Consider the following 22,829-nt stretch of genomic DNA (forward strand, 5'->3'; position numbering starts at 1 on the left):
GTCCGGACAATTTCAGACGCGGAAGGTGAAGATGTTCTCGTCGAAGGTGTTGTAGGATTCGTAGTCCAGCAGCTCGTAGAGGTCCCGGCGGTGCTGCATCCGGCCGAGCAGGCTCTTCTGCGTGCCCTGCTCGGAAAGGGTGCGCAGGCCGTGCTCGGCCGCCCCCATGGCGAGCCGCAGCAGGGTGACCGGGTAGATCACCAGGTTGACGCCCAGCGATTCCAGGGTCTTCGCGTCCAGCAGCTCGCTCTGGCCGAATTCGGTCATGTTGGCCAGGATCGGCACGTCGACCGCGGCCCGCATCCGCTCGAAGTCGGCGGGCCCGCGCATCGCCTCGGGGAAGATCAGGTCGGCCCCGGCGTCGGCGAAGGCCTTGGCCCGGTCGATCGCGTCGCCGAGCCCGTGCACCCCCGCCGCGTCGGTGCGGGCGGCGATGACGAAGTCCGGGTCGCGCCGGGCGGCGACCGCGGCGGAGATCCGCCGCACCGCGACCTCGCGCGCGACCACGTCCTTGCCTTCGAGGTGCCCGCAGCGCTTCGGGTTGACCTGGTCCTCCAGGTGCATCCCGGCGACCCCGGCGTCTTCGAGCACCTGCACGGTGCGGGCGGCGTTCATCGGCTCGCCGAAGCCGGTGTCCGCGTCGACCAGCGCGGGCAGCGCGGTGACCCGGGCGATCTGCTGGGACCGGCCCGCCACCTCGGTGAGCGTGGTCAGGCCGATGTCGGGCAGGCCGAGGTCGGCCGAGAGCACCGCGCCGGAGATGTACACGCCGTCGAAGCCGTGCTTTTCGACCAGCTTCGCGCTCAGCGGGTTGAACGCGCCCGGGAACCGTTGCAGCGTTCCGGAGTTGAGCCCGGCGCGGAAGGCCGCCCGCTTCCGGGCGGCGGTGGGTGTGGCGTGCAGCATCAGAAGATCCCCTTCGTCGCGGGTGTCGCGTCGATCGTCGCCGGGAGGGCCAGCTCGCGCACCTCGGCCGCGTCCAGCTCGGCCAGCCGTGACACCGCGTCGAGGAACCGGTCCTGATCGGACGGGGTGATCACGCCCTCGGCCAGGGCGCGGAACTTCGCCACGTACTGCTCCCGGGTGAACGGGCGCGCCCCGGCCGGGTGCGCGTCGGCGACCGCGATCTCGTCGTCCAGCGTGGTGCCGTCGGCCAGCACGACCTCCACCCGGCCGCCGAACGCCGGCTCCGGCTCGTGGTAGCGGCGGGTCCACTCGGGGTCCTCGACGGTGCTGATCTTCTGCCACAGCTCCACGGTGTCCGGCCGGTTCGCCCGCTCCGGGGCGTAGGACCGCTCGTGGTGCCAGGCGCCGTCCTGCAGGGCGACGGCGAAGATGTACGGAACGGAGTGGTCCAGCGTCTCGCGGCTGGCCTTCGGGTCGTACTTCTGCGGGTCGCCCGAGCCGGAGCCGATCACGTGGTGGGTGTGGTGGCTGGTGTGGATCACGATCCGCGCCACCCGGCCCAGCTCGCCGACCCGGGGGCCGAGCCGCCGCGCCAGGTCGATCAGCGCCTGGCTCTGGTACTCCGCCGAATGCTCCTTGGTGAACGTGTTTAAAATGGCTCGCTTCGGCTCGCCCGGACCGGGCAGTGGGACGGTGTAGCGCGCGTCCGGCCCGCCCAGCAGCCAGGCGATGACCCCGTCCTCACCCTCGTACACCGGGCTCGGCGCGCCCTCCCCGCGCAGGGCCCGGTCGACGGCCTCGATCGCGGCCTTACCGGCGAACGCCGGTGCGTAGGCCTTCCACGAGGAGATCTCGCCCTTGCGCGACTGCCGGGTGGTCGTGGTGGTGTGCAGGGCCTGCCCGATCGCCTGGTACACCGTCGCGGTGTCCAGGCCGAGCAGGGCGCCCAGCCCGCCCGCGACCGAGGGGCCGAGGTGGGCGATGTGGTCGATCTTGTGCTCGTGCAGGCAGATCCCGCGGACCAGGCCGACCTGCAGCTCGTACCCGGCGGCGATGCCGCGGACCAGGTCGGCGCCGGTGCGGCCGGTGTGCTGGGCGACGGCCAGGATCGGCGGGATGTTGTCGCCCGGGTGCGAGTAGTCCGCGGCCAGGAAGGTGTCGTGGTAGTCCAGCTCGCGCACGGCCACGCCGTTGGCCCAGGCCGCCCACTCCGGGGCGTACCGGCCGGGCCCGCCGAACACGGTCGCCCCCGGCGTCCCGGGATGGGCCAGGGCCTGGTCACGGGCGACCCGGACCGGGCGGCGGGACAGCGACGCCGCGGCCACCGACGCGTTGTCGATCACCCGGTTGACCACCATCTCGGCCACCTCGGGGAGCACCGGGACGGGATCGGTGGCGACCGCGGCCAGCTTCCAGGCCAGTTGCTGCTCGCGCGGCAGCGGCTCGGCGGACCGGTAGGTGCGGACGGTGTGGTCGATCATCACTTTCCTTCGTGAACGGGGAAATCACGGCCGGGCTTCGGGTCCGGGGCCGCTCAGCCGCAGCGGACCCTCGCGGTACCTGTGAATTCTGTGGTGCCGGACCTCCAGCCTGACACCGGGAGACCGTGCCGGTCGATAGTTGTGCTCTGTGAATTCCTGTGAACGTTCGGGCTTGGTTTGTCAAAGTTGTTACAGTCCGGGAATGGAGAAGATGTACGCCGGCGCCCGGCTCCGCCAGCTGCGGGAGGACCGGTCGATGAGCCAGTCCGAGCTGGCCCGGCTGCTGGAGATCTCCCCCAGCTACGTCAACCAGCTGGAGCACAACGGCCGTCCGCTGACCCTGCCGGTGCTGCTGCGGCTCACCGGGCACTTCGGCGTGGACGCGGAGTTCTTCGCCCCGCAGGACGTCGCCCGGCTGGTCGCCGACGTGCGCGAGGTCTTCGCCGACGACACGGTCACCGGCTCGCTGTCGGCGGGCGAGGTCGACGAGCTGACCACCAAGCTCCCCGAGGTCGCGCGCACCCTGGTCGGCCTGCACCGGCGGTACCGGGAGGCGGTGGAGAACATCGCGACCCTGGTGTCCGAGCAGGGTTTGGACCGCACCGCCTCGCAGCAGCCGCACGAGGAGATCCGCGACTGGTTCTACCGGCGTCGCAACCACGTGGCCGAGCTGGACGAGCCGGCGGAGAGGCTGGCCGCCGAGCTGCGGCTCACCCCCGGTGACCTGCGGTCCGGGCTGAGCGCGGGCCTGCGGGAGCGCCACGGGGTGCAGGTCGGCTCGACGGCGCTGGGCACCGAGCAGCACCGTTTCGACCCCGCGACCCGCGTGCTGCACCTGTCCCCCGGCCTGCGCCCGGGCCAGGCCGCGTTCCGGCTCGGCTCGGAGCTGGCGCTGCTGGAGGCGGGTGACACCATCGAGCGGCTGGTCGGCACCGGCGGCTTCAGCGGTGACACCGCCCGGCGGCTGGCCCGGATCGGGCTGGCCAACTACTACGCCGGCGCGCTGGTGCTGCCCTACCGGGTCTTCCTCGGCGCCGCCGAGCGGTACCGCTACGACCTCACCCGGCTGTCCGACCACTTCGGCGTGGGCTTCGAGACGGTCTGCCACCGGCTCTCCACGCTCCAGCGCCCGCGCACCCGCGGCGTGCCGTTCTCGTTCGTCCGGGTCGACCGGGCCGGCAACATCTCGAAACGCCAGTCCGCCACCGGGTTCCACTTCTCCCGGGTCGGCGGTTCGTGTCCACTGTGGATCGTCTACGAGGCGTTCGGCTCGCCCGGCCGGATCCTCACCCAGGTGGCCGAGCTGCCGGACGGCCAGAAGTACTTCTGGCTGGCCCGCACGGTCACCCGCGCGGTCGGCGGCCACGGCGACCCCGGCAAGACCTTCGCGATCGGCCTCGGCTGCGAACTGCGCCACGCCCGCCGCCTGGTCTACTCCGCCGGCCTCGCCCTGGGCGCCGACGCCGCCATCACCCCGATCGGCATGGGCTGCAAGGTCTGCGAGCGCCCGGCCTGCCCGCAACGCGCCTTCCCGGCGATCGGCAAGACCCTGCGGGTGGACGAGCACACCAGCAGCCTGCTGCCCTACCCGCCGCAGGGCTGAGGACCGCACCGCCGCGCCATCGGGGCCGCCGCGCCATCGGAACAGTCGGGGCCGCCGCGCCATCGGACCGTCGGGGACACCGTGCCCCGCCCGGGTGAGATTCTCGGCCCGCTCGACATACTCGGACTTCCTACTATAGGGTCTCCTCAGGTCTGCGGTGCAGGGAAGCCGGTGCGAAACCGGCGCGGTCCCGCCACTGTGACCGGGGAGCGGTGCCCCGCGAGGAAATGGCCACTGGCGCGAGCCGGGAAGGCCGGGGCCCCGTCGATCCGGAAGCCAGGATACCGGCCGCAGGTATTCGTGTTCGTCCACGAGGATGGAGCTGAACGCATGCGGATTCCCCCTGCCTGCGCGAAAATCACCGGCCCGCCGCCCACCCGGCGGTAACCGGACCGGCCCGGAACCCAGCGCGCTCGGCGCGCCCGGGTGCTCTGTCCTGCGCTCTCGCGAAAGGCGTGCCATGACCACCGAACTCCACCACTTCGTCGGCGGGAAGCCGGTTCCCGGTACCTCGGGCCGCTTCGCCGACGTCTTCGACCCCAGCACCGGCGCGGTGCCGTCGCGGGTGCCGCTGGCCTCGGCCGCCGAGGTCACCGCGGCGGTCGGCGAAGCGGCCGCGGCCCAGCGGGAATGGGCCCGCTGGAACCCGCAGCGCCGCGCCCGCGTGCTGATGAAGTTCCTGGAGCTGGCCCGGTCCGAAGAGGACAGTCTGGCCCGGCTGCTCTCGGCCGAGCACGGCAAGACGGTGGCCGACTCGCGCGGCGACCTCCGGCGCGGGCTGGAGGTCGTCGAATTCGCGGTCGGCATCCCGCACCTGCTCAAGGGCGAGTACAGCGACTCGGCCGGCCCCGGCATCGACGTGTACTCGATGCGCCAGCCGCTCGGGGTGGTGGCCGGCATCACGCCGTTCAACTTCCCGGCGATGATCCCGCTGTGGAAGGCCGCGCCCGCGATCGCCTGCGGCAACGCGTTCGTCCTCAAACCGTCCGAACGCGACCCGTCGGTCCCGCTGCGCCTGGCCGAGCTGTTCGCCGAAGCCGGTCTGCCCCCGGGGGTGTTCTCCGTGGTCAACGGCGACAAGGAAGCCGTCGACGCGCTGCTGACCGACCCGCGGGTCGAAGCCCTCGGCTTCGTCGGCTCCTCGGCCGTCGCCGAGTACATCTACGCCACCGCGGCCGCGCACGGGAAGCGCGCGCAGTGCTTCGGCGGGGCCAAGAACCACCTGATCGTGATGCCCGACGCCGATCTCGACGGGGTGGTCGAAGCCCTGGCCGGCGCCGGTTACGGTTCGGCCGGCGAGCGGTGCATGGCCATCTCGGTCGCCGTCCCGGTCGGCCGGGCCACGGCCGACGCGCTGGTCGAACGGCTGGCCGCGCGGGTGCGGACGCTCAAGGTCGGCGCCGCGCTGGACGAGACCGCGGACTTCGGCCCGCTGATCACCGCCGCGGCCGTGCAGCGGGTCCGCGAGTACGTGGAGATCGGCCTGGCCGAGGGCGCGGAGCTGGTGGTGGACGGCCGGGAGGTGACCGTGCCCGGGCACGAGAACGGCTTCTACCTCGGCGGCTGCCTGTTCGACCGGGTCACCCCGGACCTGCGGATCTACCGCGAGGAGATCTTCGGCCCGGTGCTCTCGGTGGTCCGCGCGGACGACTACGAGCAGGCGCTGCGGCTGCCGAGCGAGCACGAGTACGGCAACGGCGTCTCGATCTTCACCCGCGACGGCGACACGGCCCGCGACTTCACCTCGCGGGTCGACACCGGCATGGTCGGGGTCAACGTGCCCATCCCGGTGCCGATCGCCCACCACACCTTCGGCGGCTGGAAGCGGTCCGGTTTCGGCGACCTCAACCAGCACGGCCCGGACTCGATCCGGTTCTACACCAAGACCAAGACCGTCACCTCGCGCTGGCCCTCCGGCGCCCGGGAAGGTGCCTCCTTCGTCATCCCGACGATGAGCTGAAGCCATGAGGATCACCGGCGAACAACGCGCCCTGCGCGAGACGGCGGCGGACTTCGCCGCCGAGCACCTGGCCCCGCACGCACTGGAGTGGGACCGGGCCAAGCACTTCCCGGTCGACGTGCTGCGCAAGGCCGCCGAACTCGGACTGGGCGGGCTGTACCTGCCCGAGGCGGTCGGCGGCTCGGAGCTCGGCCGGCTCGACGGCGTGCTGGTGTTCGAGGCGCTGGCCACCGGCTGCCCCTCGATCGCGGCCTACGTGTCGATCCACAACATGGTCGCCACGATGATCGACCGGTTCGGCGACCAGGAGCAACGCCGGCGCTACCTGCCGCGGATGTCCACCATGGAGCACCTGGGCAGCTACTGCCTGACCGAGCCGGGCGCCGGGTCCGACGCCGCCGCCCTGTCCACCCAGGCCCGCCGCGACGGCGAGTCCTACGTGCTCGACGGGGTCAAGCAGTTCATCTCGGGCGCCGGCACCTCGGAGGTCTACGTGGTGCTCGCCCGGACCGGCGGGCCGGGCGCCCGCGGCATCTCCGCCTTCGTCGTCGAGCGGGGCACGCCCGGGGTTTCCTTCGGCCCCGACGAGGTCAAGATGGGCTGGAACGCCCAGCCCACCCGGGCGGTCGTGTTCGACGGCGCCCGCGTGCCCGCTTCGGCCCGGCTCGGCGCCGAGGGCTCCGGGTTCGCCGTGGCCATGTCCGCTTTGGACGGTGGGCGGCTCAACATCGCGGCCTGCTCCCTCGGCGGCGGTGAAGCGGCGCTGGGCAAGGCCGTGCGGTACCTGTCCGAGCGGTCCGCGTTCGGAGCCAGGCTGTCGCAGTCCCAGGCCCTGCAGTTCCGGCTGGCCGACATGCGCACCGAGCTCGAAGCCGCGCGCACCCTGCTGTGGCGGGCCGCCGACGCCCTGGACCAGGGCGAGGACCGCGCGACCCAGCTTTCGGCCATGGCCAAGCGGTTCTGCACCGACACCGGGTTCGAAGTGGCCAACCAATCCCTGCAGCTGCACGGCGGTTACGGCTACCTCGCCGATTACGGGGTGGAGAAGATCGTCCGCGACCTGCGGGTGCACCAGATCCTCGAAGGAACCAACGAAATCATGCGGGTGATCATCTCGCGCCGGATGCTGGCGGAGGCGGTGTGAGCACACGATCGCGAAGCTCCGCTCGCACCGCCGACCGGGTATCCCGCAGAACACAGGAGGTGGCATGAGCGACGTCGAGTTCGTCGTCCACAGTGGAATAGGCCGGATCACGCTGAACCGGCCGCGGGCACTGAACGCGCTGACCCACGTCATGGTGACCGCGATCGCGGGCCACCTCGAGCGGTGGCGGGCCGACCCGGCCGTGCGCGTCGTGGTCGTCGAGGGCGCGGGCGAACGCGGGCTGTGCGCGGGCGGCGACATCCGCTCCATCTACGAGGACGCCAGATCCGGCGGCACCGCTTCGCTGGCCTTCTGGGCCGACGAGTACCGGCTGAACGCCGCCATCGCCCGGTACCCCAAGCCGTACCTGGCGATCATGGACGGCCTGGTGATGGGCGGCGGGGTCGGGGTGTCCGCGCACGGCAGCCACCGCGTGGTCACCGACCGCTCGCGGGTGGCGATGCCCGAGACCGGGATCGGGTTCGTGCCCGACGTCGGCGGCACCTACCTGCTCTCCCGCGCGCCCGGCGGCCTCGGCCTCCACGCCGGGCTCACCGGCGCGCAGCTGAGCGGCGCCGACGCCATCCACTGTGGACTCGCGGACCATTACGTGCTCGCGGACCGGCTGCCCGACCTGTTCGACGCGCTGGCCACCCACACCCCGGACGCGGCGCTGGCCCTGGTCGCCGATCCGCCACCGCCGAGCGCGCTGGCCGAAGCCCGCTCGTGGATCGACCACTGCTACGCCGCCGACACGGTCGAAGGGATCCTCGACCGGCTCCGTGACGCCGGCGGTCCGGCGATCGCCGCGGCGAAAGAGCTCGAGGGCAAGTCGCCCACCACGCTCAAGGTGACCCTGCGGGCGCTGCGGACCGCGGCGGCGCTGCCGGACCTGGAAGCCGCGCTCACCCGGGAGTACCGGGTCTCGCACCACGCGTTGACCACGGCCGAGCTGGTGGAGGGCATCCGCGCGCAGGTGATCGACAAGGACCGCGCGCCCCGGTGGTCGCCGCAGGCCCTGACCGAAGTCGGCGAGGACCTCGTCGACGCCTACTTCGCCCACCTCGGCGAGGACGAACTGACGGGAGTGGCCCGATGAGCACCGCCTTCCTCGGACTCGGGAACATGGGCGGCCCGATGGCCGCGAACCTGGTCAAGGCCGGCGAGGAGGTGACCGGCTACGATCCGTCGCCCGAGGCCCGCGCCGCCGCGTCCGCCGCCGGTGTGTCCGTTGTGGACAATGCTGTGGCGGCGGTCGCCGGGGCCGGCGTGGTGATCACCATGCTGCCCAGCGGAGGGCACGTGCTGGAGCTCTACCGGGAGCTGGTGCCCGCGGCCGGACCGGGCACGCTGTTCCTCGACTGCTCCACCATCGAGGTCGCCGACGCCCGGGCCGCCGCCGGCCTCGCCACCGGCCACGGACACCTGGCGCTGGACGCCCCGGTGTCGGGCGGGGTCGTCGGGGCGGGCGCAGCCACCTTGACCTTCATGGCCGGCGGCCCGGCGGAGGCGTTCGCCGCGGCCGAGCCGCACCTGAAGCACATGGGGGCCAAGCTGGTCCACTGTGGAGAGACCGGCGCCGGGCAGGCGGCGAAGATCTGCAACAACCTGATCCTCGGCGTGTCGATGATCGCGGTCAGCGAGGCGTTCGCGCTCGGCCGCGGCCTCGGGCTGACCGACCAGGCCCTGTTCGACGTCGCCTCCACCGCCTCCGGCCAGTGCTGGGCCCTGACCACCAACTGCCCGGTGCCCGGCCCCGTGCCCGCCAGCCCGGCCAACCGGGACTACCGCGGCGGTTTCGCCAGCGGCCTGATGCTCAAGGACCTGCGCCTGGCCCAGGCCGCCGCCCAGGCCGAAGGCGTGCGCACCGCACTGGGCGACCACGCCGAACGGCTGTACACCGAGTTCGTCGAACAGGACGGCCCAGGACGTGACTTCTCGGCGATCATCACCGGCATCACCGGCTGAGGCCATCGCTTGGCCTGCTCACCATGACCTCTCCACGCACACCCCGGCTGCTCGCCCGGGCCGGTGAGTTCAGCGCGGTCGCCCTCCGCGTCGTCCGGCAGGAGTTCCCGAACGACATCCGCAGCACCATGCGGTTCCCCGGCGACTTCCCGAACCGGCCCGCCGACCTGTACCCGGCGTTCTACGGTTGCCTCGACTGGCATTCCTGCGTGGAGATGCACTGGCTGCTGGTCCGGCTGCTGCGCACGGTGCCGGACGCGGTCCCCGCCGGTGAGATCCGGGCCGTGCTGGATCAGCACCTCAGTGGCGAAGCGCTGGAGGCGGAAGCGAAGACCTTCCGGACCACACCGTCGAGGGCGCGCCCCTACGCCTGGGGCTGGGCGCTGACCCTGCACCACGAGCTCGCGACCTGGGACGACCCCGACGCCCGCCGCTGGTCGGCGAACCTCGTGCCGCTGTCGGCAGCGGTCACCGACGCGTTCCTGAGCTGGCTGCCGAAACAGACCTACCCGGTGCGTTACGGCGCGCACAGCAACAGCGCGTTCGGGCTGTCCCGGGCACTGCCGTACGCCCGGGACAGCGCCGGCTCGGGCGCGCTGCTCGCAGCGATCGAGGACGCGGCCCGACGCTGGTTCAGCACGGACACGGACTATCCCGGCCGGTGGGAGCCCTCCGGCGCCGACTTCCTCTCCCCCGCCCTCGCCGAAGCCGAGCTCCAGGCCGCCCTGCTGCCGCCCGGGCGGTTCCGGAGCTGGCTGGACCGCTTCCTGCCCGGCCTGGCCGGGGGCGAGCCCGCCACGCTGTTCGCCCCCGCCACCGTTTCCGACGACAGCGACGGCCAGCTCGCCCACCTGCGCGGGCTCAACCTCAGCCGGGCCTGGTGCTGGCTGCGCCTGGCCGACCACCTGCCGCAGGACGACCCGCGGGTCCCGCTGATGCGCGCGGCCGCCGAGCAGCACGCCGAGCCGGAGCTCGATCAGGTCAGTGGCGGTCATTACTCGGTCGAGCACTGGCTGGCCTGCTATGCGGTGCTGTACCTGACCGCCTGAGTCCGCGATCGCCCGGGCCGGAACCGGTACACCCGATGATCGTCGCGACGCCGTGGCCGGGCCGGCCGGGCCGATCTCCGGATCCAGCGGGGCCGGCCGGTGTCACCCCTCCACGGGTTCGCGCCCCCGGGAACCTGTGACTTCAAGCCGGGGCCCGGGCTCGGGCGGACGGCGGAAGTCCTGGACCGCGGCCCACACCGCCAGGAGCAGGCCGGCCAGCATCGCCGTGGACAGGATCCAGAAGTCGACCAGCACGGTGCCCGTGGTCATCCCGCCGGGGCCACCGCCGGGCGGGCGGAACCGCGGACCGGACGGCGCGCCACCCGGGTGGCCGGGCGGCTCGCCGCCGGGGGGACCGGGCCGGGACCCGCCGGGGAAACCGCCGCTTCGGCCGCCGGTGCCGCCCGGGCCGCCCCGCCGGCCGCCGCCGGGGAAACCGCCCTGGCGCGAGTTCAGCAGGTAGGGCGCGTAGGCGAAACCGGAGGCGAACTGCTCCAGGACCGGGAACGCCCACAACCGCTTCGGCAGGTAGAACGCGGCGATCACGCTCAGCGCGTCGGCCGGGTAGAAGTAGCGCTCGTGCATCGCGGGCAGGAAGTACGGGACCAGGGTCACCGAGATCGCGCTGACCAGCACGATCCGGGCCGGGGTCAGCTCCGCCCGGCGCACCACCACCGGGATCGCCAGTGCGAGCAGGATCAGCCCGGTGACCACGATCCCGCCGGTCCGCAGCACCGCGGAGCTGCCGGCCGAGCTGAGGTACTGGTAGACGTTCGGCGCGTTCAGGGTGAGCTGGTCGTAGGTGTCGGACTGGTCGAGGTAGACCTTCAGCAGCTCGCCGAAGTTCGCCCCGGCGATCAGCGCGGGCACGTCCAGCAGCAGGTAGACCGCCGGGATCAGCAGCAGCGCGGGCCACGGCACCCGCTTGCGCAGCACGAACAGCAGCAGCGCCGGGAAGAAGAACACCGCTTGCAGCTTGAAGGCGAACGCCAGCCCGAAGAACGCACAGGCCAGCCACGGCCGCTTGCGCAGCACGAAGTACACCCCGCCCACGCCGAACGCCGAATAGGCCGAATCCACCTGGGCCCAGGCCGCGCTGTTGAGCACCACCGTCGGCAGGTACAGCACGATCGCCCCGGCCAGCAGCGGCCACCAGGAGCCCGGGTGGCGCAGCGAGACGATGCGGTAGGTGAAGAAGGCCAGCACGAGGTCGAACAGGATGGAGATGGCCTTGACCCCGTACAGCGCGGGTACCGGGAGGTGGGTCAGGATCGCCAGCAGGTACAGGTACGGGGTGTTGTAGTTGGCGAAGGTGTATCTGAAGGCGCCGAACCCGCCGTGCTGCCGGATGAACTCGTACCACTGGCTGACGAACGCGCGGTAGTCGTCGGAGGTGTAGGCGAAGAACGCCGTGCGCACGGCGAGCCCGCCCAGCACGACGACGGCGGCCACGGCGATCAGCAGGGCGCGCCGGGGCCGGGGGCGCGCCGCCACGTCGGTGTCGGTCAAGGAACTCCTCGTGGTCTCGAACGGGGGCTGGGGTCTGCGGGAGCGGGTGGTTCAGGCCGGGCCGAGCAGCACGCGGAAGGTCGCGCCGCCGCCCGGGGTGTCCAGCAGCACGGCCGAGCCGCCGTGGGCGTCGAGGATCGCGGCCGCGATGGCCAGCCCGAGCCCGGCTCCGGCCTTCGTCCGCGCGGGCCCGGCCCGGGAGAAGCGGTCGAAGATGCGGGAAGCGCCGTCCGGCGCCACGCCCGGGCCGTCGTCGCGGACTTCGAGCACGGCCCAGTCGCGTCCGGCGGGCGGGTCGCCGGTGCCGACCACCACCGGCCACGAGCCCGGGTCGGCCGGTTCGAGCCACACCGAGACGGTGATCTCGGCGTCCGGCGGGGTGTGCACCAGCGCGTTGGTGACCAGGTTCGCCGCGACCTGGCGCAGCCGGTGCACGTCGCCGAGCACGCGGACCGGCTCGGCCGCGGCCGCGAAGCCGATCACCCGCGCCGGCTCGCGAGCCCGGGCGTCGTGCACGACGTCGGCGGCCAGTGCGGACAGGTCGACTTCGCTCAGGTCGAACACCCGCTCCTGGTCGAGCCGGGCCAGCAGCAGCAGGTCGTCCACCAGCAGTCCCATCTGGATCGCGCCGTTCTCGATCCGGCTCATCATCCGCTGTACGTCCACTTCGGACGATCCATCCCGCTTGCGGTACAGCTCGGCGAAGCCGCGGATTGAGGTCAGCGGGGTGCGCAGCTCGTGCGAGGCGTCGGCGACGAAGCGGCGCAACCGGTCTTCCGACTGTTCGCGCTTCTTCAGCGCCGAAGCGACCTGGCCGAGCATCACGTTGAACGCCGAGCCCAGCCGCCCGGCCTCGGTCCGGGGGTCGAGGTCGGGCACCCGGCGGTCGAATTCGCCGCCGGCGATCGCCTGGGCCGTGTGCTCGATCCGGGTCAGCGGCCGCAGGCCGAGCCGGATCAGCCAGGTCGCGATCACCCCGAGCAGCACCACCAGCCCGAACCCGAACCCGAGCTCGATCGTCTTCAGCCGGTTCGCCGTGGCGATGCCCGAGTCCAGCGATTCCGCGACCGCCACCGTGCCGCTCACCGGCTGGGCCGGCGTCGGCGCCTGGACCGCGGTCCGGACCCGCCAGGTGGTGCCGCCGACCTCGTCGCCCACGGTGAACGCCCCGGGGCCGCGGGCGCGCACCGAGGCCACGTCCATCGGCGGCACCACCGGCATCAGGGTCTCCCCCTTGGCCTGCCCGACCCGCTCGGTCAACCGGCCGGTGCGGTCGTAGAACAGCACCCGGTAGTCGGTGGGCAGCCGGTCGCGGACGTTGATCTGCTGCGGCGGGCGCGGCGGCGGCCGGTCCGGGGCGGACATCATGGTCACCACCCCGTTCAGCTGGTCGTCGACGCTGTCGACCAGCGAGCTCTGCAGCGCGGTCACGCTGATGAAGCCGAACGCGGTCAGCCCGGTGGCCAGCAGCACCAGCAGCGCCAGGGTCAGCCGCGCCCGGAGCGTCCAGGGGCGGCGGCGCTTCTTCGTGGCCCCGGTCGCGCTCAAGGGGCCGGCCGCCCATCGGCCGCCCTCGGCAGGCGGAGGCTGTAGCCCACCCCCCGGATCGTGTGGATCAGCGGCGGGCCGGACGAGTCGATCTTGCGCCGCAGGTAGCTGATGTAGGACTCGATCACCCGGGTCTCCCCGAGGAAGTCGCCGTGCCACACCCGGTCGAAGATCTGCGCCTTGCTCACCACGCTGCCCGAGTTGACCAGCAGGTAGCGCAGCAGCTTGAACTCGGTCGGGGACAACGGGATCGCCCGGCCCCCGCGCCGGGCCTCGTGGGCGGCCTCGTCCAGTTCGAGGTCGGCGTAGCGCAGCCGCTCCCCGTCGGCGGGGGACGCGGTCCGGCGCAGGATGGCCCGGATCCGCATCACCACCTCGTCGAAGCTGAACGGTTTGCTGACGTAGTCGTCCCCGCCCGCGCCCAGCCCGGCCAGCCGGTCCTCCAGCGCGTCGCGGGCGGACAGGAACAGCACCGGCACCTGGTTGCCCTCGGCGCGCAGCAGCCGGGCGACGGTGAACCCGTCGTGGTCGGGCAGCATCACGTCGAGCACCACGAGGTCCGGGGCCAGCCGCGTGGCCCGCTCCAGGGCCGCGGCCCCGGTGGTCGCGCAGAACACGGTGAACCCGTTCAGTTCCAGCGCCGCGGTCAGCAGTTCCAGGATGTCGGCCTCGTCGTCGACGACCAGGACCGTGGCCGGCCGCGGAACAGGGGGACCCTTCATCGTGACCGCCTGGACCTCGTTCCGGTGGGCGGTTCCGCCCCGATCACGAGCCCGCGCAGTCGTAGAGGCTCTGCGTGCCGGTCCCGCCGTAGGCGCTCGCCGGCACCTCGTGGCAGTTCTTCTCGACCCACGCGGACCGCTGCGCCGACGCTCCCCCTCGGCCGAAACCGCCGCCGCCCCCGCCGCGGCGGGCCTCGGACTCCAGCACGAAGCCCAGCTTCCCGGCGGCCTTCCAGGTACCGAGCAGGCCGACGCTGGGGGCGTCGTCGGTCCCGGAGAACCCACCCATGCCGATGACCGTGGCATCGCTGTTGATGATGTAGCCCGAGGACGCCATCGAGCCGCCTTCGACCGCCATCACGATCTGCGCCCCCCGCGCGTTCTTCACCGCGTAGTCCAGGATCTTCTGCTCTTCGGCGGTGAGGGAGCCGTCTTCGTTCCCGCGCCGGCCGCGCATCATCTCCATCCGCCCGGCCGGTCCGGGGCCGGCCTCGGCACCGGTCGCGGCCGGGCCGCCGACATCGCCACGGCCACCGGGGCCGCCGCGTCCGCCGAACCCGCCGAAGCCCGCGCCGGGCGGGCCGGCCATCGGGATCGTGGCGCCCATCCCGCCGCCGCTCCCGGCGAACGCCGTGGCGCCCGACCAGACCAGCGGCGTCAGCAGCACCGCGACCAGCCCGATCACCCCGATCGCCCGCACCCCGGCCGCGGGCAGCCCGCCGGAGAACCGGAGCAGGACCAGCCCGGCGATGGCCGTGAGCGCGGCGAAGACCACGGCGTAGCGCAGCCAGCCGTTCCACGAGGTGTCCCGGGAGATGACCACCCACGCCCACCCCGCGGTGAGCGCGATGCCCAGCGGCAGCGGCACCCACGCCGCCTTCGCCTGGCGGAAGCCCCACAGCAGCGCGAGCCCGCCCGCCGCCAGCGCGGCGACCGCCGGGGCGAGCTGGGTGGTGTAGTACGGGTGGAAGATGCCGTCCTGGAAGCTGAAGACCAGCGCGAGGACCAGCAGCCAGGAACCCCAGAGCACCCAGCCCGCGCGGACCGGGTGCCCCGCCGGGCGCCCGGCCCGCCACGACCGGAAGCCGGCCACCGCGACCACGACCAGCACCAGCAGGCCGAGCGGGAGCAGCCAGCTGATCTGGCCGCCCGCGGACTCGCCGAACATCCGGAACGGCCCCGAAGCGCCGCCGAAGGCCGCCCCGCCGGGCCCGCCGCCCCCGGGACCACCGCCCGGTCCGCCACCGGGGAAGCCGCCGCCGGGCACCCCACCACCAGGCACAGCACCACCGGGCACGCCGCCGCCAGGCACAGCACCACCGGGCACGCCGCCACCCGGTACCCCACCACCGGGAACGCCCCCACCGGGCACAGCGCCGCCGGGCCCGCCGCCACCGGGGAAGCCACCTCCGGCCCCGCTCCGGCCACCCGGCCCGGCGCCGCCTTCGCCGAAGACGCGCCCCAGCCCGTTGTACCCGACGATCAGGTCCCAGGCCGAGCCGTCCGTGCTGCCGCCGATGTAGGGCTTCGGCCCGGGCCACCACGCCGTGAGCGCGACCCACCAAAGCGAGGAGGCCAGCAGCACCACCGCGGCGCCGAGCAGGTCGAGCAGCCGCCGGCCCCAAGAGGCGTCGCGCCCCACCAGGTAGGCCAGCACCAGCGCCGGGATGATCATCCAGCCGGCCAGCATCTTGGTGACGAATCCGCAGCCGACCCAGAACGCGGCCTGCAGCAGCCACTTCGTCGCGCTGCGGGAGGTGATGCCCGGCTCCACGGCGCGGGTCAGCGCGTAGGCCGCCGCGACGCAGAACAGGGTCAGCGCCGCGTCCGGGTTGACGCTGCGGTCGATGGCGACGGTGACCGGGGTGATCGCCAGGATCAGCGCGGCCAGCAGCGCCACGTTCTCCCCGGCCCACCGGCGGACCGTGCGGTGCAGCAGGAAGACCGCCGCCGCGCCTTCGAGGACCTCCGGCAGCAGCAGCGCCCAGCCGTGGTAGCCGAAGATCCAGCTGGAGACCACCTGCGGCCAGAACGCCATCGGCGGTTTGTCGACGGTGACCACGCCGGCCGGGTCGAACGAGCCGAACAGGAAGTTGGTCGCGCTCTCCGACATCGACTTGACCGCGGCCGAATAGAACGTGTTCGACCAGCCCTCGGCGGTGATGCCCCAGGTGTAGAGCACGACCGAGAGCAGCACGATCGCGCCGAGGGCGACCGCCGGCCGGCCGAGGCGCGGGACGGACCGGGTGCGGGGCCGGACGGCCGTAACCGTCATGCGGCCACCTTCTCTTCGACGCAGTTTTCGCCGGCCACCGCGGCCGGCGCCTTGGCGTGGCGGAACACCCAGATGCGCAGCAGCACGAACCGGCCGGCGGTGCCGACCAGCGAGGCGGCCAGCAGCACCACGAGTTCGAGCGCGGCGGTGTGCCGCGGCCGCAGCGCGTCCAGGAGGAACAGCGCGCCCGAGGTGAACGCGTAGTAGAGCGCGAACACCGCCAGGCCCTGCAGGTGCACGCGCCCGCCCGGGCGGTTCCGCCCGATGAACGTGAGCCTGCGGTTGGCCTCGGTGTTGAGCAGGGTGGTGATGGTCAGCGCGGCGAAGTTCGCCACCCAGTACGGCCACCAGGTGCGGAACCCGGCGTAGAGCAGCAGGGTCGCGACCGTGGAGGCGGCGCCGATCAGGCCGAAGCAGAGCACCTGCCACAGCAGCCCGGTCTCCCGGCGGTGGGCCACCACCGCGTCCGGGTGGATCGGCGCGGGCTCGGGCCGGCGCGGCAGGTCGTCGACCCTGGCCGCGCCGCTGGCCTTGTTGCGGGCCACGCGGACCAGCCCGCGCAGGTCCTCGAGCGCGGTCGAGGTGACGTTCACCCGCGTGTCGGTGTCTTCGACCCAGTCGACCGGCACCTCGTGCACCCGCAGCCCGTTGTGCTCGGCCAGCAGCAGCAGTTCGGTGTCGAAGAACCAGGAATCGTCCTGGATCCGCGGCAGCAGCGGGCGGATCACCTCGGCTCGCGCCGCCTTGAACCCGCACTGCGCGTCGGAGAACCGGGCGCCGTGCGAGACCCGGATCAACGCGTTGTAGCAGCGGGAAATCACTTCGCGCTTGGGCCCGCGGACGGTGCGCGCGCCGGGCGCCAGCCGCGACCCGATGGCGAGGTCGGAATGCCCGTTGCTCAGCGGCGCGACCAGCGGCAGCAGGGCGTCGAGGCCGGTGGAGAGGTCGACGTCCATGTAGACCACGATGTCGGCGTCGCTGAACCCCCACGCGGTGCGCAGGGCCAGCCCGCGGCCCTTGCGCTCCAGGTGCAGCACCCGGACGTTGTCCGTGGTCTCGGCGAGCTGGTTGGCCACGCGCTCGGTCCCGTCGGTGCTCGCGTTGTCGACCACGGTGATGGTCCAGTCGAACGGGAACCCGGTGCTGAGGTAGTCGTGCAGCACCCGGATGCAGCCGGGCAGCGAGCGCTCCTCGTTGTAGACCGGGATCACGACGTCCACGGCCGGCCGGCCGCGGGAAGCGCCGGCCTCGGCTTCGTCACGGGGTTCGGGGACGGGCCCGTTCGGTCGGGCGGAGATGACACCGGGCAATGCGACCACCTACGAGAAGAACGGATCTCGGGATCCGGGGCGGAGCCACCCCCTAGGTATGGCGGTCGAGTGTGTGAGAAACGTGGGCGCAAGTTGTACGTAAGCTGTGAAAGGCAGCGGCCGGGTGATCCGGCTCCGGTCAACCGGGCGTTATGTCACTTCCTGTCCGGATCCGGCGGACGCGAAACCGGGTGTGAGCTGCGCTACACGGAGTGAGCCCACGGTCCGTCGGCCCCACCTCCACCGGCCGGCCCCGCGCGGGTCCGTTGTGGACGGTCAGGACGGTCCGGTCCCCCGGCCGGGCGAGACGCGCGCCGGACGCGGCAGGTCCAGCTCCACCGTCCACCCGCCGTCGGGAGCCGCGCCCGCCCGCAGGGTGGCACCGAGCTGGGCGGCGCGCTCGCGCATGCCGACCAGGCCCACCCCGGAACTCGTGGCGGCGCCGCGCCGGGGCTCCGGGGGTGGTCCGTTGTGGACGGTCAGGACGATCCGTTCGCCCGGGCCGTCCAGGCGCATCGTGCGCGTCGACCCCGGCGCGTGTTTCGCCGCGTTGGTCAGGGCTTCCTGCGCCACCCGGAACACCGCGTGCGTCGCCTCGGCGCCGATGGCCGCGGGCTCGCCGGTCACCGTCAGCTCCACGGCGTTGCGTTCGGCCAGGCGGCGGAGCAGGTCCGGCAGCGGCAGGGTGTCCTCCCGCAGCGCCTGCACCGCGCGCCGGGTCTCGCCGATGCTGTCCACGGCCAGCGCGCGGGCCCGCTGGACGGCGGCGACCGACTCCTCCTCCCGGCCCCTGCCGCGCAGCGCGTCGGCCAGGTCGAGCTGGAGCGCGATCCCGGACAGCGAGTGGCCGAGCACGTCGTGCACCTCGCGGCCGATGCGGGCGCGTTCGAGCAGCGCGGCCTCGCGGGCCTCCGACTCGCCGGCGCGCTCGGCTTCGGCCGCCGCGCGGCGCGCGTTGACCAGGGCGTCCTGCCGGTCGCGGTTGGAGATCGCGATGTACACCGGCAGGCCCACGCACAGCGTCGCCCACCACGGCCACTGCGGGGCGTCCGGCGCCAGCCGCCCGACCACCCAGCCGGCCAGCGCGGCGCCCAGCGAACCGCATACGGCGATGGCGATCGCGTGGCGCCGGGACGCCAGCTTCATGCCCGCCGTCGAGGCCGCGAGGAACGGGAAGACGGCCGCGGTCGTCGCCTGGTGCGCCAGCGGGAGCAGCAGCACCCCGAGCGCCATGTTCGCGGCCAGGGCCGCGACCCGCGCCCGCTCGCCCAGCCGGTCCAGCGGCAGGATCATCGCCAGCGCGAAGAGCGAGGTCAGCACGAACAGCGGCAGCGCGACCGCCGGGAACACGATGCCGCCTTCGGACCAGTCCACCGCGGTGGTGGCGATCACCACGATCGCGACGACCGGCTGGATCAGCCGGTCCCGGAACGGGACGGCCTGCGCGTCCGGTGTGGTCATGACGCTCCCCTCCTCGGCGAAAACCGGTCCCGGCCGAGTCTTCCACCCCGCCCTCCGGGGCCCGCGGGTGGAGACGGCTCTCCACCCGGAATACAGCCACGGACGCACGACTCGGGGCCCGCGGCGACCGTAGCGTCGGCTTCGAGCGAAGGCCGGATCCGTCCGGCCGGGGAAAGAAGGAGAAGCCGTCATGCGAGTGCTCGTCGACCTCAACCGCTGCCAGAGCTACGGGCAGTGCGTGTTCGCGGCACCGGAGGTGTTCCGGTTCCGCGGCGCCGAGTCGCTGGAGTACGACCACGGGCCGGGCGCGGACTCCGACCGGGCCGTGCGGCGGGCCGCACTGGCCTGCCCGGTGCAGGCCATCACGCTCGGCCGCTCTCCCGAGGCCGCGCCGGCCGGGGGGCCGCGATGACGGCCGGCCGGATCGTCGTCGCCGGGGCCTCGCTCGCCGGTCTGCGCACGGCGGATTCCCTGCGCGCCCACGGTTTCGACGGGGAGCTGGTGCTGATCGGCGACGAGCCGCACGAGCCCTACGACCGTCCGCCGCTGGCCAAGGCGGTGCTGGCCGGGCGCAGCCGCACCGACCGGCTGGCGCTGCCGAGCACCCGGGACCTGGACGCGCGCCGGCTGTCCGGCGTCGCCGCCACCGGCCTGGACCTCGCCGCCCGCGAGGTGCGGCTGGCCGACGGCCGCCGGATCGGGTTCGACGCGCTGGTCGTCGCCACCGGCGCGCGGTCCCGGCCGTGGCCGGTCCGCCGGGAGGCCGCGCTGCGCGGCGTGCACCTGCTGCGCGGGATCGAAGACGCCGATCGGATCCGCGCCGGCCTGATCGCGGGTCCGCGCCGGGTGCTGGTCATCGGCGGCGGGTTCACCGGGTCCGAGGTGGCGTCGAGCTGCCTCGAACTGGGCCTCCCGGTCACCGTCACCCTTCGCGGTGACGCGCCCATGGCGAGCGCGCTCGGCGGGACCGTCGGGGCGGTCATCGGTGCGCGGCAGCGTGCACACGGCCTCGACCTGCGCGCCCGCACCACCGTCACCGCCCTGCTCGGCGACGCCGAAGGCCGGCTGCGGCGGGCCCGCACCTCCGACGGGGACGAGTTCGAAGCGGACCTCGCCGTGGTCGCGCTGGGCTCGGTCGCCAACACCGAGTGGCTGGCCGGGGCCGGGCTCTCCGCCGACTCCCGGGGGGTCGTCTGCGACGCCGCCTGCCGGGTCGTGGACGCCGGTGGCGCCGTGGTCCCGCAGGTGTACGCGGTGGGCGACGTGGCCCGGTGGCCGCACCCGCACTTCGACGCCGGTCCCGAGGCGCTCCGGCACTGGGGCAACGCGGTCGGCCAGGCCGAGGTCGCCGCGTACAACCTCACCCACCGCGACCGGCGGACGGCCACCGAGCTGCCCGCGTTCTGGTCCGACCAGTTCGGGCTCGCCATCAAATCGGTCGGCCTGCCGCACCGGGCCGACCGGGTCGTGCTCACGCAGGGCTCGTTCGACCGCGGCCCGTTCGTCGCCGCCTACGGCCGCGCGGGCGTCACGGTGGGCGCGGTCTCGGTGAACTCGCCGCGGGTGATGGACGGCTACGCCGCCCTGATCACCGAGCGGGCGCCGTTCCCGCCCGTGGTCCAGGCCACCGATTCGCCCGAAACCACCGTTCTCGACGCGGGGTTCCCCGGCGCCGCTCTCGCCACCGTCCACGGAGGACAGTCATGACCAGTACCCGGCCTTACCCCGCCGCTCTCGCGTACGAGGCGCTGCTCGATCCCGCCCACCGCCACGACCCGTACCCCTGCTTCGCCGAGCTGGCCGCGGAGCCGATCCAGCGCATCGGCGAGCACCGCTGGGTGGTGTCCCGGCACGCCGACATCACCGCGCTGCTGCGCGACCCGCGGCTGTCCGCGCAGGACGAGCTCGAAGGCGACCCGCCGCCGGGCTCCGACGGCCGGCCGTTCCGCGGACCGTTCCTCAAGGTGGACCCACCGCACCACGACACCCTGCGCGAGCAGGCGATGCACCAGTTCATGCCCCGGGTGCTGGGGCTCGGCCCGCGGATCGAGGCCATGGTCGGCGCCCTGCTCGACCGGCACCGCTCGACCGGGCCCGGCGAGCTGGACGTGGTCACCGCGCTGGCCTACCCGCTGCCGGTCGCCGTCATCTGCGAGCTGCTCGGCGTCCCGGCGGAGGAGGAACCGGTGTTCCACTCGTTCGCCGAGCGGCTCACCCGGGCGCTCGACCCGGTCGAGACGCTGAGCGCGCAGGAGCGCGCGGACTTGCAGGGGACCCTGGCCGACTGGCGGGCGTACCTGCTCCCGATGATCGCCCAGCGCCACGACCGGCCGGGTCCCGACCTGGTGTCCGGGCTGCTCACCGCCGGGGACCCCGAGACCCGGATGAACACCGTGGAGCTCGCCTCCACCCTCGGCCTGCTGCTCATCGCCGGGCACGAGACCACCGTCAACCTGATCGCCAACGGGACGCTCGCGCTGCTGCGCCACCCCGAGGTGCTCGACCGGCTGCGCGCCGACCCGGGCCTGGCCCCGGCCGTGGTCGAGGAGGTCCTGCGTTACGACCCGCCGGTGCAGCTGACCGCCCGGCGGGCCACCGCGGACCTCCGGGTCGCGGGCCGGGTCGTGCCCGCCGGGGACGACGTCCTGCTGCTGCTCGCCGCGGGCAACCGCGACCCGCGGCGGTTCGCCGACCCGGACCGGTTCTGGCCGCAGCGCCCGGGCAACGCGCACCTGGCCTTCGGCGGCGGGGTGCACTACTGCTTCGGCGCCGCGCTGGCCCGGATGGAGGGCCAGGCCGCGCTGAGCGCGATCGCCACCCGGCTGGCGAACCCGCGCCTGGCCGTCGATCCGCCGCCGTACCGGGCGAACATGCTGCTGCGCGGCCCGGCGCGGCTGCGGATCGCCTTCGACGCGGTGACCGGCTGATCCGGGGCGCGGGGCGGGCCCCGGCCGGGGAACGTTCCGCGCCCTGGAGGAACTCCAGGTTTACCATCGCCTTCATGCGATTCGCGATCAAGACCTCGCCCCAGGACACCGTCTGGGCCGACATGCTCTCGGTGTGGCAGGCCGCCGACGAAATCGAGCTCTTCGAATCCGGCTGGACCTTCGACCACTTCTACCCCATCTTCTCCGACTCGTCCGGCCCCTGCCTGGAAGGCTGGGTCACCCTCACCGCGCTGGCACAGGCCACGCAGCGGCTGCGGCTGGGCACGCTGGTCAGCGGCATGCACTACCGCCACCCGGCGCTGCTGGCGAACATGGCCGCCACCCTCGACATCGTCTCCGGCGGACGGCTGGAGATCGGCATCGGCGCCGGCTGGAACGAAGAGGAGTCCGGCGCGTACGGCATGGAGCTCGGCTCGGTCAAGGACCGCAGCGACCGGTTCGAAGAGGGCTGCGAAGTCCTGCTCGGCCTGCTCACCCAGGAGACCACCACGTTCCAGGGCCGGCACTACCAGCTCACCGACGCCCGCAACGAGCCGAAGGGCGTGCAGAAGCCGCACCCGCCGTTCTGCATCGGCGGCAGCGGCGAGAAGCGCACCCTGCGCACGGCCGCGAAGTACGCCCAGCACTGGAACTTCACCGGCGGCACGCCCGAGGAGTTCGCCCACAAGCGTGAAGTGCTGCACCGCCACTGCGCGGACCTCGGCCGCGACCCGGCCGAGATCACCCTGTCCTCCCACGTCCGCCTCGGCCCGGACCAGGACTACGCCAAGGTCGCGGCCGAGGCGGCGGCCCTGGGCGAGGCCGGCCTCGACCTGGCGATCGTCTACCTGCCGCCGCCGCACACCCCGGCCGTGCTGGAGCCGCTGGCCCGGGCGCTCGAACCGCTGCGCTGACCGCTCTCCCGGAGCCGGGTGACGCGCGTCCTGCGCGGTCACGAAAACCGGC

General features: G+C 73.4%; 18 protein-coding genes and 1 riboswitch. Of the genes, 10 read left to right on the forward strand and 8 right to left on the reverse strand.

Annotation, left to right across the window (positions count from 1 at the left end; translation table 11 throughout):
* Positions 1-12: 12 nt before the first annotated feature.
* Both prpB and NYF13_RS20120 read right to left on the reverse strand, forming a co-directional pair.
* Positions 13-906, reverse strand: a complete 894-nt coding sequence (gene prpB, locus NYF13_RS20115; RefSeq protein WP_315658792.1) for a methylisocitrate lyase — start codon at positions 904-906, stop codon at positions 13-15.
* Positions 906-2,387, reverse strand: a complete 1,482-nt coding sequence (locus NYF13_RS20120) for an MmgE/PrpD family protein (protein ID WP_315658794.1) — start codon at positions 2,385-2,387, stop codon at positions 906-908. The genes prpB and NYF13_RS20120 overlap by 1 nt, the downstream gene beginning before the upstream one ends.
* A gap of 202 nt (positions 2,388-2,589) precedes the next feature.
* Between NYF13_RS20120 and NYF13_RS20125 the strand changes: the two genes are divergently transcribed.
* The 6 genes from NYF13_RS20125 to NYF13_RS20150 all read left to right on the forward strand — a co-directional run bounded on the left by NYF13_RS20125 (position 2,590) and on the right by NYF13_RS20150 (position 10,111).
* Positions 2,590-3,990, forward strand: coding sequence for a short-chain fatty acyl-CoA regulator family protein (locus NYF13_RS20125; RefSeq protein ID WP_315658795.1), 1,401 nt, complete (start codon positions 2,590-2,592; stop codon positions 3,988-3,990).
* Between the two features lie 121 nt (positions 3,991-4,111).
* A riboswitch (cobalamin riboswitch) is annotated at positions 4,112-4,298 on the forward strand.
* A gap of 152 nt (positions 4,299-4,450) precedes the next feature.
* Positions 4,451-5,950 carry a CoA-acylating methylmalonate-semialdehyde dehydrogenase gene (locus NYF13_RS20130; RefSeq protein WP_315658797.1) on the forward strand — a complete coding sequence of 500 codons (1,500 nt, stop codon included), beginning with the start codon at positions 4,451-4,453 and terminating at the stop codon, positions 5,948-5,950.
* 4 nt (positions 5,951-5,954) lie between these two features.
* Positions 5,955-7,094, forward strand: coding sequence for an acyl-CoA dehydrogenase family protein (locus tag NYF13_RS20135; RefSeq protein ID WP_315658798.1), 1,140 nt, complete (start codon positions 5,955-5,957; stop codon positions 7,092-7,094).
* Positions 7,095-7,158: 64 nt separating this feature from the next.
* The gene (locus tag NYF13_RS20140) at positions 7,159-8,193 is read left to right on the forward strand and encodes an enoyl-CoA hydratase/isomerase family protein (RefSeq protein WP_315658799.1); all 1,035 of its coding nucleotides are present in this window, start codon (positions 7,159-7,161) and stop codon (positions 8,191-8,193) included.
* Positions 8,190-9,062, forward strand: coding sequence for a 3-hydroxyisobutyrate dehydrogenase (gene mmsB, locus NYF13_RS20145; RefSeq protein ID WP_315658800.1), 873 nt, complete (start codon positions 8,190-8,192; stop codon positions 9,060-9,062). Before NYF13_RS20140 ends, mmsB begins: the two co-directional genes overlap by 4 nt.
* 23 nt (positions 9,063-9,085) lie before the next feature.
* The gene (locus tag NYF13_RS20150; RefSeq protein ID WP_315658801.1) at positions 9,086-10,111 is read left to right on the forward strand and encodes a DUF2891 domain-containing protein; all 1,026 of its coding nucleotides are present in this window, start codon (positions 9,086-9,088) and stop codon (positions 10,109-10,111) included.
* A 102-nt stretch (positions 10,112-10,213) separates the two neighbouring features.
* Here the strand turns inward: NYF13_RS20150 and NYF13_RS20155 are convergent, their stop codons facing one another.
* From NYF13_RS20155 to NYF13_RS20180, 6 genes are all read right to left on the reverse strand, one after another.
* Entirely contained in the window at positions 10,214-11,620 is a 1,407-nt protein-coding gene (locus tag NYF13_RS20155) for a glycosyltransferase 87 family protein (RefSeq protein ID WP_315658803.1), read from the reverse strand.
* Between the two features lie 51 nt (positions 11,621-11,671).
* On the reverse strand, positions 11,672-13,168 hold the full coding sequence (locus NYF13_RS20160; protein ID WP_315658805.1) for a HAMP domain-containing sensor histidine kinase: 1,497 nt from the start codon (positions 13,166-13,168) through the stop codon (positions 11,672-11,674).
* On the reverse strand, positions 13,165-13,890 hold the full coding sequence (locus NYF13_RS20165) for a response regulator transcription factor (protein ID WP_315658806.1): 726 nt from the start codon (positions 13,888-13,890) through the stop codon (positions 13,165-13,167). The genes NYF13_RS20160 and NYF13_RS20165 overlap by 4 nt, the downstream gene beginning before the upstream one ends.
* 43 nt (positions 13,891-13,933) lie before the next feature.
* Positions 13,934-16,165 (reverse strand): glycosyltransferase family 39 protein, encoded by a 2,232-nt coding sequence (locus NYF13_RS20170; protein ID WP_315658808.1) that lies wholly within the window; start codon positions 16,163-16,165, stop codon positions 13,934-13,936.
* Complete coding sequence (locus NYF13_RS20175; RefSeq protein ID WP_396287625.1) at positions 16,162-17,475, reverse strand: glycosyltransferase; 1,314 nt, start codon at positions 17,473-17,475, stop codon at positions 16,162-16,164. The genes NYF13_RS20170 and NYF13_RS20175 overlap by 4 nt, the downstream gene beginning before the upstream one ends.
* 276 nt (positions 17,476-17,751) lie before the next feature.
* Entirely contained in the window at positions 17,752-18,936 is a 1,185-nt protein-coding gene (locus NYF13_RS20180; protein ID WP_315658809.1) for a histidine kinase, read from the reverse strand.
* Positions 18,937-19,126: 190 nt separating this feature from the next.
* On the opposite strand from NYF13_RS20180, the gene NYF13_RS20185 reads away from it, so the two are divergent.
* The 4 genes from NYF13_RS20185 (at position 19,127) to NYF13_RS20200 (ending at position 22,777) form a co-directional block, all read left to right on the forward strand.
* Positions 19,127-19,348 (forward strand): ferredoxin, encoded by a 222-nt coding sequence (locus NYF13_RS20185; protein WP_315658810.1) that lies wholly within the window; start codon positions 19,127-19,129, stop codon positions 19,346-19,348.
* The gene (locus NYF13_RS20190) at positions 19,345-20,643 is read left to right on the forward strand and encodes an FAD/NAD(P)-binding oxidoreductase (protein ID WP_315658812.1); all 1,299 of its coding nucleotides are present in this window, start codon (positions 19,345-19,347) and stop codon (positions 20,641-20,643) included. The genes NYF13_RS20185 and NYF13_RS20190 overlap by 4 nt, the downstream gene beginning before the upstream one ends.
* Positions 20,640-21,863: a cytochrome P450 gene (locus tag NYF13_RS20195; RefSeq protein ID WP_315658814.1), complete on the forward strand. Its 1,224-nt coding sequence runs from the start codon at positions 20,640-20,642 to the stop codon at positions 21,861-21,863. The genes NYF13_RS20190 and NYF13_RS20195 overlap by 4 nt, the downstream gene beginning before the upstream one ends.
* Before the next feature lie 74 nt (positions 21,864-21,937).
* Entirely contained in the window at positions 21,938-22,777 is an 840-nt protein-coding gene (locus tag NYF13_RS20200) for an LLM class F420-dependent oxidoreductase (RefSeq protein ID WP_315658815.1), read from the forward strand.
* The last annotated feature ends 52 nt before the right edge of the window (positions 22,778-22,829 follow it).

This window comes from Amycolatopsis sp. PS_44_ISF1 (assembly GCF_032335455.1).
In the GTDB taxonomy this organism is placed as follows: domain Bacteria; phylum Actinomycetota; class Actinomycetes; order Mycobacteriales; family Pseudonocardiaceae; genus Amycolatopsis.